Origin of the sequence: Microcoleus sp. S13_C3 (genome assembly GCF_036700905.1) — a bacterium.
Taxonomy (GTDB): Bacteria; Cyanobacteriota; Cyanobacteriia; order Cyanobacteriales; family Microcoleaceae; genus Microcoleus.
This window is the reverse complement of record NZ_JAUBPT010000064.1, coordinates 1-14,282: the sequence shown is the minus strand read 5'-3', so window position 1 is coordinate 14,282 and position 14,282 is coordinate 1. Positions and strand designations below refer to the sequence as shown.

The 14,282-nt window shown below is 44.8% G+C and carries 11 protein-coding genes; 5 read left to right on the top strand and 6 right to left on the bottom strand.

The genetic code is table 11. The features are described from left to right. Window positions 1–9 precede the first annotated feature (9 nt). On the top strand, window positions 10–5,787 hold the full coding sequence (locus tag QUA16_RS18300) for a DEAD/DEAH box helicase (protein WP_333103937.1): 5,778 nt from the start codon (window positions 10–12) through the stop codon (window positions 5,785–5,787). A gap of 380 nt (window positions 5,788–6,167) precedes the next feature. On the opposite strand, the gene QUA16_RS18295 is transcribed toward QUA16_RS18300, so the two are convergent. Both QUA16_RS18295 and QUA16_RS18290 read right to left on the bottom strand, forming a co-directional pair. Then, window positions 6,168–6,965, bottom strand: coding sequence for a PIN domain-containing protein (locus QUA16_RS18295; protein WP_333103938.1), 798 nt, complete (start codon window positions 6,963–6,965; stop codon window positions 6,168–6,170). 19 nt (window positions 6,966–6,984) lie between these two features. Beyond that, window positions 6,985–7,431, bottom strand: a complete 447-nt coding sequence (locus tag QUA16_RS18290) for a helix-turn-helix domain-containing protein (protein ID WP_333103939.1) — start codon at window positions 7,429–7,431, stop codon at window positions 6,985–6,987. 499 nt (window positions 7,432–7,930) lie between these two features. Here QUA16_RS18290 and QUA16_RS18285 point away from each other — a divergent pair, with 499 nt between their 5' ends. Further along, window positions 7,931–8,254 carry a DUF2281 domain-containing protein gene (locus QUA16_RS18285; RefSeq protein ID WP_333181288.1) on the top strand — a complete coding sequence of 108 codons (324 nt, stop codon included), beginning with the start codon at window positions 7,931–7,933 and terminating at the stop codon, window positions 8,252–8,254. Between the two features lie 142 nt (window positions 8,255–8,396). Here QUA16_RS18285 and QUA16_RS18280 read toward each other — a convergent pair whose 3' ends face one another. Both QUA16_RS18280 and QUA16_RS18275 read right to left on the bottom strand, forming a co-directional pair. Next, window positions 8,397–8,627: a type II toxin-antitoxin system HicB family antitoxin gene (locus QUA16_RS18280; RefSeq protein WP_293354324.1), complete on the bottom strand. Its 231-nt coding sequence runs from the start codon at window positions 8,625–8,627 to the stop codon at window positions 8,397–8,399. After that, on the bottom strand, window positions 8,624–8,830 hold the full coding sequence (locus tag QUA16_RS18275; RefSeq protein ID WP_106148795.1) for a type II toxin-antitoxin system HicA family toxin: 207 nt from the start codon (window positions 8,828–8,830) through the stop codon (window positions 8,624–8,626). The genes QUA16_RS18280 and QUA16_RS18275 overlap by 4 nt, the downstream gene beginning before the upstream one ends. A 215-nt stretch (window positions 8,831–9,045) precedes the next feature. On the opposite strand from QUA16_RS18275, the gene purB reads away from it, so the two are divergent. The 3 genes from purB (at window position 9,046) to QUA16_RS18260 (ending at window position 12,149) form a co-directional block, all read left to right on the top strand. Then, a complete protein-coding gene (gene purB, locus QUA16_RS18270) occupies window positions 9,046–10,341 on the top strand; it encodes an adenylosuccinate lyase (RefSeq protein WP_333103945.1) in 1,296 nt (431 codons plus the stop codon). A 169-nt stretch (window positions 10,342–10,510) separates the two neighbouring features. After that, a complete protein-coding gene (locus QUA16_RS18265) occupies window positions 10,511–11,350 on the top strand; it encodes a Uma2 family endonuclease (protein ID WP_333103941.1) in 840 nt (279 codons plus the stop codon). 73 nt (window positions 11,351–11,423) lie between these two features. Further along, complete coding sequence (locus tag QUA16_RS18260) at window positions 11,424–12,149, top strand: M15 family metallopeptidase (RefSeq protein ID WP_333103942.1); 726 nt, start codon at window positions 11,424–11,426, stop codon at window positions 12,147–12,149. A gap of 256 nt (window positions 12,150–12,405) precedes the next feature. On the opposite strand, the gene QUA16_RS18255 is transcribed toward QUA16_RS18260, so the two are convergent. Both QUA16_RS18255 and QUA16_RS18250 read right to left on the bottom strand, forming a co-directional pair. Further along, window positions 12,406–12,729 carry a transcriptional regulator gene (locus QUA16_RS18255; protein ID WP_333103943.1) on the bottom strand — a complete coding sequence of 108 codons (324 nt, stop codon included), beginning with the start codon at window positions 12,727–12,729 and terminating at the stop codon, window positions 12,406–12,408. Window positions 12,730–12,985: 256 nt separating this feature from the next. Further along, window positions 12,986–13,828, bottom strand: coding sequence for an SH3 domain-containing protein (locus tag QUA16_RS18250; protein WP_333103944.1), 843 nt, complete (start codon window positions 13,826–13,828; stop codon window positions 12,986–12,988). Between the last annotated feature and the right edge of the window lie 454 nt (window positions 13,829–14,282).

Genomic DNA, 14,282 nt, shown 5'->3' with positions numbered 1-14,282 from the left:
AGGAAACTTATGCACGACCCAATTAACGCTTTTAACACCATCCGCGACAACTTCTTACTATACATAAAAACAGCTTTCGGAACTCAATTTTCCGAAATAGAACAAGAACGCGAAAGACTGCTGCGCCAACCCGGTGCATTCCATCAAGAACCCTGGATTGAACCGATGCCCCGCTACCAAAGGTCGGGTAAAACCATCAATGATTTAGATATTTCAAACCTACCGGGATTAGATGAATCTGCCCTTCAAGATTTTAAACAGCTTGCCTCCTGCGGACTTGTAGGCAATTACGAACTGTACAGCCACCAAATCGAAATGCTGCGGCAGGCATTAGAAGGTCAAAATGCGGTAGTAACGGCGGGTACTGGTTCAGGGAAAACTGAATCTTTTATGTTGCCGCTATTTGCTTACCTTGCCCAAGAATCGAGGAATTGGAATGCTCCTAAACCAGAGCCAGCCTACCTCAATGACTGGTGGGAAAATAAAGATTGGCAGAACGAATGCAACCCATTGGTGAAGACAAAACGCAGTTTTAAGAAATCTTATCGCGTCCCTCAAAGGAGTCACGAACAGCGGGATGCAGCCGTTCGCGCCCTGATTTTATATCCCATGAACGCCTTAGTTGAAGACCAACTTACCAGGCTGCGCCGCGCTTTAGATTCTGAAGAAGCGCGAGATTGGTTTAAAGATAATAGAAAAGGCAACCGAGTCTATTTTGGAAGATACAACGGCGTTACACCCGTACCGGGGCATGAATTAAAAGAAAATGGTAGACCTAATAGCAAAAAAATAGAAGAACTGCTGGAAGCAATGCAGCAAATGGAGGAATCAGCCACGCGAGCTAGGAAACACGCCGAGAAGGAGCGTGACAAACTAATAGACCAGGGTTATACCTTTGAAGAGGCAACAGAGAAAGCCAAAGAAGTGACTTTTTTCTTTCCCAGACTTGATGGGTCAGAAATGCGCTGTCGCTGGGATATGAAAGATGCCCCGCCAGATATTTTAATCACCAACTATTCTATGCTCAGTATCATGCTGATGCGCGATATCGATCGAGATATCTTTGAAAAAACGAAGCAATGGTTAAACAAAGATGGCAGCGTCTTTCATTTAATTGTTGACGAATTGCACTTATATCGTGGTACTTCTGGGACTGAAGTCGCTTATTTACTGCGACTGTTGCTGCAACGCTTGGGGCTGCATCCAGGTCATCCAAAATTGCGGATTCTTGCCTCTAGTGCATCTCTGGAACCAGACGATCCAAAAAGCTTAGAATTCCTGAATCAATTCTTCGGTATCGAATGGGATTCCCAACAGATTATACCCGGTCATTTAGAACCAATTCCACCAATTGAGGGTCAAGAATTTCTGGAATCCCAACCGTTCATCTCCTTGGCATCAGCACCAGAAATAAACAATATAGAAACGTTGTCGGAAACGCCTGCATACAATGCTTGTCGCCAAATAGTGGAATCTGAAAATGCGACTGTTGGCGCTAGAATGGTCAATGCTTGTACAGTTGATGACCAAATCCGTGCCGTATCGCTCGCTGATTTTGGTCAAAAAATGTTTGGCAATGACTTAACAAATGAAAATCTCAAACTGGCAGTAAGAGGATTGCTTGTCGCTCGCGGTTTGTCCGAGCAAACTTCCTTGCCATCGTTCAGGCTGCACTGGTTTTTCAGGAATATCGAAGGGCTGTGGGCTTGCACTAAGCCAAATCACGGGTGTGAGGAAAACGAAATTGGTAAAAATAGACCTGTCGGCAAACTATTTGTAGAAAATCCTCCCATACTTTGCGATAATTACCGAGTTTTAGAACTTCTTTACTGCGAACAGTGCAAAACTGTATTTTTTGGGGGAAACAGGCTGACAAGACAGAATAATGACGGATGGGAACTTTTGCCTACAGAACCGGATATTGAGGGAATTCCCGATCGCAAAACAGCCATAGCTTTAGATCGCCGCAAGTATCAAGAGTTTGCCGTATTTTGGCCTTTTAGAAATATTGATGAAGATGTTTGCAAAGGTTGGAAACAGCCATCGAGACAAGGTGAAGGTGGCGAGAAGGCTTGGTGGGATAAAGCATCGCTAGATACCCGCAGTGGTCGCGTTATTCTAGGAGATCCAGATTCCCTGGAAGAACAGTGGGTGAAAGGCTATTTGTTTCACTTGCGATCGCTCTCAGCAGAGAAGCAAGAATTTATTGGCTCGTTACCCTCAATTTGTCCATGCTGCGGTGCAGACTATAGGAAACGTAAGTTTCGCAAATCTTCAATTCGATGGTTCCGCACTGGTTTTTCTAAAGTTAGTCAATTACTTTCCAAAGAACTGTTTTATCAGCTACCGGAAGATGCAGAATCCCGCAAATTAGTCGTGTTTTCTGATAGTCGTGAAGATGCAGCTTCTATATCGAATGGAATTGAGCGGGTTCACTATGACGATCTAATACGAGAAGCACTTTTTGATGAACTTGGACAACTCGCTGTAGGAAAATCGCACCTGTTAGAAGATATTCAACAATACGGTCAGCCTACTCGTTCTGAAGCCCAGTTATTTGCTCAACGTAACCCAAAAGTTTTTGAAGAGTTACAAAAAGCTATTAAAAATGTTAATAAACCCTGGCCAGAAGGTCTTGATTCAGAAGATTTGGAAATGTATCAAAATCGGCAAGATCAGGCTCAGAAGGTACTCAACGAAATTCAACAAATAGTTAATACCCGCACAGTTCCTCTCTGCATAATGTTTGAACCAGACAGTGAAGATCCTGACAATAAAGATCCTGGTTTGCTCATACAGCGATTGAAAGTGTTGGGAGTCAATCCTGCTGGTAATGATGTCGATTACCAGGAATTTAATTATGATAGTGACTGGCATCATTGGACAAAATTGTTTGATTTTTCCTCTGATACCGCAGGATGGAAATCTAAATTGTCTCCTGGCGCAGAGGAAAGGCGAGAAAACAAACTTCGCTCTAAAGTTAAATCTGAGGTCTGCGACACACTTTTTAGTCGCCTGTACTTTGGGATTGAAGCATCGGGTCTGGGTTATGTTCGCCTGAATTTACCGCCAAATCAATTAGAACAGTTAGCAATCCAATGCGGACTTTCACCTTCAGTATTTGAGAATATTTGTGATGGCAGCTTGCGAATTTTAGGTGAATTGTACAGGTATCCGCAAGAACCTAAAAAAGATTATCCGCTGGATGACTGGAAAGACTGGGGTGATGTGCGATCAAAATTTCGGAAATATATTAAAGAGTGTGCAAAAGCTTGGAGAATTTCAGAACAGGAATTGCAGCAGGCATTGAAATCTGCTATTTGCGAATGCGGTCAGCACCACCACTTTAAACTTAATCCCCGGCATTTATCTGTACGAGTTGCTGTGCCGAACGACCCGGTGTGGCAGTGCAATTTCTGCCAGCGTCCTCACCTGCACCGTGCGGGAGGTATTTGTACTAATACTAATTGCTTGGCAAATTTATCGGCGGAACCTAATAAAATATGTGCAGATTTATACGATCGCAATTATTTCGCCACCCAAGCTGTAAATAAGCGTCAACCGTTGCGGTTGCACTGCGAAGAGTTGACCGGACAAACCGACGATCAAGCTGAAAGACAGCGACATTTCCGCAACATCATCGTGAATTTTGGCGAACAAAAAAGAGATTTTATCCCAGCAGTAGATATCATCGATATTTTGAACGTCACTACCACAATGGAGGTGGGAATTGATATTGGCAGTTTAATGGCTGTTGTGATGGCAAATATGCCACCGATGCGGTTTAATTACCAACAGCGTGCGGGTCGCGGTGGTCGCCGCGGTCAGGCTTTCGCGATCGTACTTACTCTTTGTCGGGGTCGATCGCACGATGAATTTTATTACCGCCATCCTGAAAAAATTACGGGCGATCCGCCGCCAGTTCCTTTTCTTTCTATGTCACAGGTTGAGATTGTGCAACGCCTCCTAGCCAAAGAATGTTTGAGACCTGCATTTAAGGATGCTAGTGTCACCTGCTGGGAAGTAGAAAAAAAACCGGACAGTCACGGCGAATTTGGGACGCTTAAAAAGTGGAAGGAAACGGAAGAACGCCGCGAACAAGTTCGTAATTGGTTAGAGAAATCAAAGCAAGTCACCGAGATCATAAATTCTCTGCTAGTCGGTGTTGAAGGTATCGATCGCAACAAACTTGAAGAGTATGCACGTCAGGATTTGTTTAAAAAGATTGACGAGTGTACCAATAACTTAGAATTGACTGGAGATGGATTGGCAGAACGCCTTGCTGAAGGCGGGGTTTTGCCAATGTACGGGATGCCCTCAAGAGTGCGCGATTTGTATCATCACGATCCGTCCCGAAAACAAAAAGTTCCTACTATCGATCGAGATTTAGATTTAGCTGTCTCTGAATTTGCCCCCGGTTCAGAAAAAACAAAAGACAAGCGAATTTATACCGCGATCGGGTTTACAGCATCGTTAATTCCTGACACTAAAAACGGGTTGGTTCCTGCTGGCGAACCTCTGAGCGATCGCCAATGGATGTTGAGGTGTCAGCGATGCCAACATACGAACACTTCTAATACAATCTTTGAAGATACAGTCTGTCCGAAATGCGGGGCAACTGACGAACAGGGATTTCGAGTTTTTCAGTGGGCTGTTCCTTTAGCTTTCCGTACCAGCCTCAATCCTGGGGCGGATGCTAAAGATGAATACGATGCGTTAATTACAGGTGCTGGCAGCGTAGCCGAATCACAACCTCAAAAGTTTGAGTTAGTAAATAACACAAATACTCAGACAGCTTTTTCCGAATCAGGCCGCGTTTTTCGGGTGAATGATAATCGAGGACAGCTATTTCAAGGAGCAATAGGAAATGCAACATTTGGGCGCGGTGATAAAGTGTTAACAAATCAGTGGATTGATGAGCGATTTCAGAATAAAAATGATGGGGTGAAGTTTAAACCGCAAGGCGAGTCAGAAAAAATTGCGATCGTTGCCCCAAAAACCACTGGTGTCCTGCGAATTAAACCTGCTGCTGTACCAGATGGATTGTGCCTCGATCCTATTGCACGCGGTTCCGCCGTCAAAGCTGCTTTCTACTCAGCCGCTTTCATGGTTCGTGCTGTAGCGGCACAGGAGTTAGACATTGATCCTGAAGAATTAGACGTGAGCGGTTTGCGACAGGCTGAATTAGACGATACTAAGGAAAAAGTAGGAGAAATTGTAATTAGCGATCGCCTTGCAAACGGATCTGGCTTTACCTACTGGCTAGCTAATCACTGGGAAGACATCCTTTTAGACAAGATTATAAATTATCAAAATAGCTTTGCTGAGGCGATAATCTCACCTGAACATCGCCAAAAATGCGACTCTTCCTGTTATGATTGCTTGCAGCAGTACCGCAATATGAACTATCACGGTCTGCTGGATTGGCGTTTGGGGCTTTCCTTGCTGAGGGGATTAGCTAGTAGTGATTTTCGTTGCGGACTGGATGGAGATTTTTCTACTCCAGACTTAGAAGATTGGGTATTGAAAGCAACTGCTTTGCGCGATACGTTTTGTGCTTCGTTTAGTTGTTCCGGGCAACAGTTCGGCCCTCTACCGGGTTTGACTGTGGGCGATATAACTGTTATTATCGTTCATCCTTTTTGGAACATAGATTGCCGTCAAGGCTTATTGAATGAAGCGAATGAAGCCGCTGCTACAGTCGCAGAACCCGATCGGATTCAATACCTAGATACTTTCAATCTCTTGCGGCGTCCCAGTTGGTGCTATCAGTCACTAGGTGATTAAAGCGAAACTTCAAATTATTGCGGCGATAGCCTGCAACAAAGTGGCTTGATAATTCTTGGTATTAACAACTTTACGCAATCTGTAATCGTTTCCCCAAAGTCTGAGGTTCTGGTAGAGGTTTGCCATCTTCTTGATAGAGTTCAATCAATGTTTCTAACAATTCTTGTCCCGTGTTTTGCCGCGTCATCCTAAGTGTGTCCGTGAGTGCAAGGCTGCATGACATCGGTAAACTCAGGCCAACTGACAACAAAAAGTCGATCTTCTTCTGACCACTGGATGATGAGACTGTAAGGGCTATTCATTCTTCTATTGCCTTGAGCTTCTGCAAATCGGTTATTTTAATCAGCTTGTTGCTCCTCAACCCTATTTATTGTTAATTCTCAATCCAAGCTTTGAGCAAATATTTTTAAGGCTTTGACATCCTCTGATGAGATATTCCCCTCAATTTCCTGATTCTGAAATCGTAGAATTTCACCTCTACCATCTTTCGCAGTAATTGTAAGCGTCTCTTCTTGCTGCCAAATACGATACCGCTCTCCCTCAAGAAATTTACCGCCTTCGGGTATTTGTCTGCCGTAGTTCCTTAAAACTGTTTCCGCAGTTTGCACAATATCTAGACTATATTCATATAACAAAATATCACTAGCAAATTTGGGCATACCTGCTTTTTTTTCCAAAAATTCAAGTAATTCAGCAACAGTCTTCGGAGGTTTTTTGTACCTTTCCGACTGTTGCCGTAATAATCTCACTATTAAGTCCGGGTATTCGTCAAATAGCTCGCCCATAAACTCATCAGGTGACAGCGATTTGATGTTCCAAGGAGCTAAATCCTTTTCTTTGAAATCCGCTAGATTGCTGGTAACAATGACATCAGCCTTGGCTGTTACAGCAGCAGCAAGAACATGACGGTCTTTAGGGTCATTTTTCATGATTTGCTCTAAGCCGACAGGTACTTCAATTATTGCTTCGGGAAAGGCTGCATTGATTTCCGCTTCAAGATGGATTGCTTTCTCCTGGCATAATATCCCTTGGCGGACAAGGTTGCTCATTGCTTCATCAAGGATTTTCTGCGACCAATACGGTAAATACAGACCAGCCTCGGCGGTGGAAAGCAGAGTATCGCGCAGATACATAGGAAACAGGACACAAGCATCGAGGACAACACTAAGCTTAGACATATTAATGTTGGAATTATTTCTATGCCTCGTACAAACCAGCTTCTTCGGTCATCTCGATTAGCCGATCCAAGTGTTTGCGACGTTTGTTGTCTCGATGTTCTTTATATAAAGTTAAATCCTCCAAACGAATACGTCTATGCTTTCCTACTTTGATACAAGGAATTTCTCCCTGGTCTAGTAACTTGACCAGAAATGGTCGGGATACATTCAGAATATCAGCAGCTTCTTGTGTTGTCAGTTCGTGATTGTGAGGTACTAGAGAGATAGCTTGACCTGATGCCATTGCACGCACGACCTGACGCAAAATGCTGTAGACTGATTCAGGAATTACTATCTCTTCTCCGTTACTTCCGACTAATTTTGGTTGTGCAAATTCGTGGCTGAGAATCCGATCTAATTTTGCTATTTCTTCTTGTTTTTGTTCGGGAATCAAAACTGACTCAAGCGATGCTTTTTGGTTCAACATAATTAATATCTTTTTTGATGTGATTGTTTTTGAAGCACAGAGTCAATATGGTGGTATAAGTTGGTATAATCAGCGGTTTAAACCGCTGATTATACCAGACCCCGTTTTATTGGTCAGCAGACAGAGGCCGCGATTGGGGAAAACCTGTGCAGCCATTGCTGGAAGGGTATGTAAGTATTTGGCCGGCATATACTTGGTTGTTTCCTTCACGATAACACTTACTGTGCCATAAACGCAATATCCGAAACAAACGAAATATTCAAATCCAGAAATCGGAAAGTTCGATCGCCCGAAATTCCCCCTCCCGACTGAAGACGGAGGCCGCGCAGAGGTACAATAGGACGATCGCACTCTCTGACTCCAAGCGCGATCGATCCCTACACCCTGCCCCAAGTGGGCAACATCAGATAGAACGCAGTAAAAAACTAGAAACAGGTTTATTGCAAGCTGGTTTTCGGCCAGTAGCAAGTGTTGAAATCAATGGTGCTTTTGTTTCAAGATGAGCATCGATCGCCAAAAAATAACGGATAATGAGACTATCGCCAACATTGAGGGGAAAAAGATGACTTCTCAAACGATCGAACTTTTGGAAGATTTGCTAGGCAAGTTACAGCACTTACTCCCGGAAAATCAGCAGCTTTTGTTAACTTTTGCAGAGTTTTTGCTGGAACGACAGATGCGATCGATCCCCGAAAACACTTCAGTTGAAGCTGAACCTCCTCCTGGGCAACAACGGGTTTTGGGCCTGCATCAAGGGATGGGCTGGATGAGTGAGGATTTTAACGAGCCACTTCCTGATGCGTTTTGGTTGGGTGAAGCATGAATATTTTGCTGGATACGCACGTCTTGATTTGGCTGGCGATTTCTCCCCAAAACTTATCGCAACAAGCGACGAATATTATCACCGCTCCAACTCATACTTTCTCCTCTGCTTCGATTTGCCTAAGCACCTCAATTGTTTCATTTTACGCTATCTGTAATCGTTTCCCCAAGGTCTGAGGTTCTGGTAGAGGTTTGCCATCTTCTTGATAGAGTTCAATCAATGTTTCTAACAATTCTTGTCCGTGTTTGGCCGCTTCTTCGTAAGTGTGTCCGTGAGTGCAAGGCTGCATGACATCGGTAAACTCAGGTAAACTGACAACAAAAAGTTGATCTTCTTCTGACCACTGGATAATGATACTGTAATGGCTATTCATTCTTCTATCTCCTTGAGCTTCTGTAAATCAGAAATTACTCTTTTTTCGTGATAATTGGGTGCATCATCACCATCATTACCTGATAGTGTAATTTTTTCAGGTAATAATGGGTGTTCCCATACAGTGTGACTGCCTTTTCCCTGTCTGTAAGTAAAGCCGGCTTTTAGTAATAGGCTTTTCAATTCTCTGATTTTTTTAGGCATGAGTGATGCCCGCTAATGAGGTTTAGGATATTATAGCCGATCGCCCAAACGACAAAAACCGAGTTGATTTAAGAAACCGGGTTTTTACCAAATCTGCGGGCTGAAACAAAGTATTTTCGTAAAAAACCCGGTTTCTGGGCCCATGTGTAAGTCCTATGACTCTTGTATCCCCTCGCAGAGGTACAATAGGACGATCGCATTCCCCAACTCCCACCGTGATAGAGCGCTACACCTTGCCCGAAATGGGCAACATCTGGACTGAAACCGCCAAACTCAAAAGCTGGCTGCAAGTAGAAATCGCTGTCTGCGAAGCTCAAGCCGAACTCGGCTACATCCCCGCCGCCGCAGTCGAAGAAATCAAAGCTAAGGCTAATTTTGACCCCAAACGAGTCCTCGAAATTGAAGCCGAAGTCCGCCACGACATGATCGCCTTCTTGACAAATGTCAACGAATATGTAGGCGATGCCGGCCGCTACATTCACCTCGGCTTAACCAGTTCCGATGTGCTCGATACCGCTTTGGCGCTGCAATTAGTCGCTAGCGTCAATATTTTGTTAGAACGTGTCGAAGAATTGAGTCAAGCTATTCGCTATCAGGCTCAACAGCATCGCAATACCGTCATGGTTGGCCGATCGCACGGAATTCACGCCGAACCCATCACCTTTGGCTTTAAACTAGCAGGATGGCTGGCAGAAGTGTTTCGCAGCCGAGAAAGATTGGTGAATTTGCGATCGTCCATTGCAGTCGGCAAAATCTCCGGCGCAGTCGGAACCTATGCTAATATTGACCCGCGAATTGAAGCGATCGCCTGTCAAAACCTCGGACTCGAACCCGATACCGCATCGACTCAAGTCATTTCGCGCGATCGCCACGCCGAATACGTCCAAACCTTAGCACTCTTAGCAGCATCGATCGAGCGTTTTGCAGTAGAAATCCGCAACCTGCAACGCACCGATGTTCTCGAAGTCGAAGAATTCTTTTCCAAAGGGCAAAAAGGCTCATCCGCCATGCCTCACAAACGCAACCCGATTCGATCGGAAAGACTCACAGGAATGGCGAGAATCGTCCGCGCCAACGCCGTCGCAGCCTTAGAAAACGTAGCGCTTTGGCACGAAAGAGACATCTCTCACAGTTCCGTAGAACGAATGATTTTGCCCGACAGTTCTACAGTAACTCACTTCATGTTAGTAGAAACCACAGACTTAGTAAAACACCTGCTAGTCTATCCCGAAAACATGAAGCAAAACATGAACCTTTACGGCGGAGTCATCTTCAGCCAGCGCGTGATGTTAGCCTTAGTAGAAAAAGGCACCAGTCGCGAAGACGCCTACAAAATTGTGCAATCTTGTGCTCACGAAGCTTGGAACAAACCGGGCGGCAATTTCTACAATTTAATTGCTAAGGACGATCGGGTAACAGCTAAGATGACCACCAAAGAGATTGATGATTGTTTCGATCCGCAGTATCAATTGAGGCACTTAGATTTAGTGTATCAGCGCTTGGGAATTTGAAGAAATCGGGAATTTTCTAGCTAATGAGACTTAGACATTTTAACCTCAGTTTTTGTCTAAGTCCCACTAGGTTATGTCAAAACCTGCTTCGATCGACACAATTGCAGCAGCAATCGCTATGCTGTGAACAGAGCATCAGTCCCGATCGCCAATCGATCGCGTACCCGTCATGACCCAAAGCCTTAGTCCTATAACCCCAGTCCGCGCCTTCCCCGATCACACGCAACTCCCCGAATCCGACGGCACGTTTGTGAAAAACTTCCAAGAACATCCTCAGTGTATTCTGCTCACCGACTCCCTGGGAACCACGCTGCAAACTCTCCACCCCGACGGAATGTATGCGATCGGGCAAGATAGTGGCATCTACTGGCGTGAAACCGACCCACCAGAACGCGGAGCCGAAGCCCCCGACTGGTTCTACGTCCCCAATGTTCCACCCCTCGTGGATGGAGAAATTCGTCGCTCTTACGTGTTGTGGCGCGAGTATATGGTGCCGCTAATTGCGATCGAGCTTGCTAGTGGAAATGGTTCGGAAGAACGCGATAATACTCCTCTATCTCGCAGCTCAGAAGGTGTAACTCAGAAGCCTGGAAAGTTCTGGGTATACGAGCAGATTATTCGGATTCCCTACTACGCTATCTACATCATCAAAACCGGTGAACTAGAAGTCTACAACTGGGTGAATACTCGTTATATTCGCTTGGAACCAAACGATCGCGGACACTACTCGATCGAACTAATGGGAGTGGAGTTGGGTGTATGGGAAGGTAGTTATCAAAATCAAACACAGCGATGGTTGCGTTGGTGGGATAACCAGGGTAATTTGTTGCTGATTGGAAGCGAACAAGCCCGACTCGAACGCCTTCATACCGAACAGGAACGCCAACGGGCTGAAGCTGAGAGCCAACGGGCTGAAGCTGAGAGCCAACGAGCCGATCGGGAACAGCAACAAAAAGAACGATTAGCGGCTTATTTGCGCTCGCAGGGTATTGATCCCGATCTGATTTGAGCCTTGGCGATCGGTGTGTTGCATTTAGCTTTTGGTTGTAATCTACTCTCTAAGACTAACAATCAGAACAGCTATGAAATTTAAACGTTTTAGAAAATACCCGATCGCATTTATGCTAGTGTTGCTATGTGCGATAGGTCTGCACCATACAACATTTGTCCGCGCCCAGGAGCCGCCACAAGTGCAAATTACCCAACCCGAACCAAACCCCGTAGTACCTGAAAGTATTTTCATGAGTCAACTTCCCAGTTCGGCGCGACTGGTTGACATCCGCAGCGTAAATCCCAACATTCGCCTCGATATCCGATACGCCACTACTAACAATTTCTTGAAACGAAAGCTTTACCCTATATCGAAATGCGCCTTGAGAAGTTCTGTTGCTCAACAGTTAGGGCTAGTTCAAACAGATTTGGAAAAAATCGGATTGGGTTTGAAAGTTTACGATTGCTACAGGCCTTTCTCTGTGACTAAGCAAATGTGGCAAGCTTGGCCAGATCCGCGCTATGTTGCTAATCCTGCTAGGGGTTCCCGGCACAATCGCGGTGCTGCTATAGATTTGACTTTAGTCGATCGCACTGGCAAAGAATTAGAAATGCCAACACCTTACGATGATTTTACCGAAAAAGCTCACGGAGATTATCAAGGCGGCAGCGCAGAATCTCGGAAAAACCGTCAAGTGCTTAAGGAGGCGATGAAAAAACACGGATTTATCGGTATCACAACAGAATGGTGGCACTTTGATTCGGAAGATTGGCAGAAATTTGCGATTCTTGATATATCACTTGCCGAGATTCCTTAATTACTGGAGTAGCGTCTACGAGGCACTACAAGATACAAGGGCCCGATCGTTCATCGGTTAATGAAGCTCTACATCGCACAAATCCCGCCGTCAGAAAGAATTGTGTTAGCAGGCGATCGCACCAGGAAAGTCGAGACCGCTTGCCAAAACCCTTCAATAACGTATTTAATACGCTGTAAAAATAAGTCGCGCTTCGGAATTTGTTCGGTAGTTAGCGTGGCATTGAAATATTGAATAAATGGATATTTTTCTCTGGTTAAGACGATTTCCGATACTTCTGCTGTCCTGCTCTTTTTTTACGAGCGATCGCTTCATAGGGATCTTCATCCCCTTCCGCATATTGCATCAACTCTGTCATAGACCAACCGATAGCATAGGCAAACTGAACTAACTTTTGCAATCTGGGATCGGCTTTGCCCTCGTTCCAGTTCACCAGGGTGTTGAATGAAACTCCTGTAATCCTTCCTAGTTCCCTAGAACTACCAACGCGCTCATCCTCCACCAACGCCTCTATTAACTGACCGAGACGTTTATGGATTCCAGTATTGATCGCTAGATTTTCCTCTACTTTTGTTGACATTCCTGTTTTCTACTAGCTAAGGAGTTACCGCCGGCATAATTGTATCGCCTGTATTATACCAGAATAACTCATTTTACAGTCAATCAACGCAGCCAAAAATACAAACAAAGTCGGGATAGGGCATTGCCACGACTCGCTTGACTGACGACGCAGAGGGGACGTAAGACTACCGAAGGTAGCAGACCCCAAAGAAGCGTCAAGAATCATAGTTCGACTACGCTCACTAACCACCGCACATGAAAGGGCGGTGAGTATGTCAACGCACCTGTACCGAAAATTCGTATTCGTATCCCCGGAAGTTTGAGTCTAATTGTAATGTGTAATTGCCTGTTACTGGCACTTTTCCTGTCCACTCTGTTTCATTGCCTTGATAAGGATCTCCGGCTAAAACTTTGCCACGAGGAGTTATAATTTGCGGGAAAACATCTTTCCGATTCCTAACAGTCATTGTTTGACCTTTTCGGGCGCGAATCCGGTAAGAGTGGCTGCCGCCGCCGATGATTCGACCTTTAACAATTGCCTCATCTCCTCCCGGTAGAAAATTAATCGGCTGGTTGACGTTAGAACAACTGCTTTCGGTGCGTCTTTTCGCAACCCAACCGGGAACTGGATCGGTAATTCGCAGCCAACCGTTTTGTTCTTCGGCGACTGAAACAAAGGTATTATTTTTAAGTTTTCCTAATATTTGGCTGCCGCTTACTTGCGGGCTCGATCGCACATTTAGCGGTGGATTCGGATCGCTGACTACAGCCTGGGTGATTTTGCAACCCGAATTTGGCGGTGTGACAACTACTGGCTCAACTTTTGATCCAGAGACTCCTGCAACTAGCGAGGATTGAAGTGCTGGTGTTTTTGCAGGTTGGGGTTCGGATTTCGGAGATTGTGCGGCCTGGGTTTGTGCTTGCAGAGGTTCTGGTTGCCGAGATTCAGGGTTGTTCGTCGGCCCTGCAATCTGGTTTCTGGTGGATGCGGGCGATTCTGCAAGGGGAGGATTGGATTGTTTCATCGCACCCGACTGTATAGTGGCAACAGCTACTCCCACCGCTGTTGCCATTCCTGCTAAGCTTACTGTGATGATTTGACCCTTCGTAAATGACATAAAAAACCCTCTCTGTATCTATATTAATAATTTTTGTTTAGGAGTTGGGGCGATCGCCAGTTAATTTATAGTGGAAATACCTAGTGCGGCCCACAGGGTCATTCGATTTTAGATTTTAGATTTTGGATTTTGGATTGACTTGCGCGAGATAAATTCGGGGGCTTGAGGATTTTAGATTTGAGATTTTGGATTGATTCCAGGGATAAATCACGTGGCGGATACCATCAAGAAATTTTTGGTCAGGATTTTTAGATAAAATTAGGACTTACGCATTGACAAAAAATATCATCTATGTATTCTAGACGATACCATCACTGAATCGGTTTGCCAAAATATGCTCACGTATAACTGAAGTGAATAAATTCCTTTGGACTTCATACCAGTTACTAATTATTTTTTCAGACCGCATAAACTCCAATTTTACAAATGCTTGAAGTGAACAAAATATATGAGT

Coding starts and splice junctions, on each gene's coding strand:
- QUA16_RS18300 (WP_333103937.1), top strand. CDS start 10: ATGCACGACCCAATTAACGCTTTTAACACCATCCGCGACAACTTCTTA.
- QUA16_RS18285 (WP_333181288.1), top strand. CDS start 7,931: ATGAGCATCGATCGCCAAAAAATAACGGATAATGAGACTATCGCCAAC.
- QUA16_RS18275 (WP_106148795.1), bottom strand. CDS start 8,830: ATGCCTAAAAAAATCAGAGAATTGAAAAGCCTATTACTAAAAGCCGGC.
- QUA16_RS18265 (WP_333103941.1), top strand. CDS start 10,511: ATGACCCAAAGCCTTAGTCCTATAACCCCAGTCCGCGCCTTCCCCGAT.
- QUA16_RS18250 (WP_333103944.1), bottom strand. CDS start 13,828: ATGTCATTTACGAAGGGTCAAATCATCACAGTAAGCTTAGCAGGAATG.
- QUA16_RS18280 (WP_293354324.1), bottom strand. CDS start 8,627: ATGAATAGCCATTACAGTATCATTATCCAGTGGTCAGAAGAAGATCAA.
- QUA16_RS18290 (WP_333103939.1), bottom strand. CDS start 7,431: ATGTTGAACCAAAAAGCATCGCTTGAGTCAGTTTTGATTCCCGAACAA.
- QUA16_RS18295 (WP_333103938.1), bottom strand. CDS start 6,965: ATGTCTAAGCTTAGTGTTGTCCTCGATGCTTGTGTCCTGTTTCCTATG.
- QUA16_RS18260 (WP_333103942.1), top strand. CDS start 11,424: ATGAAATTTAAACGTTTTAGAAAATACCCGATCGCATTTATGCTAGTG.
- QUA16_RS18255 (WP_333103943.1), bottom strand. CDS start 12,729: ATGTCAACAAAAGTAGAGGAAAATCTAGCGATCAATACTGGAATCCAT.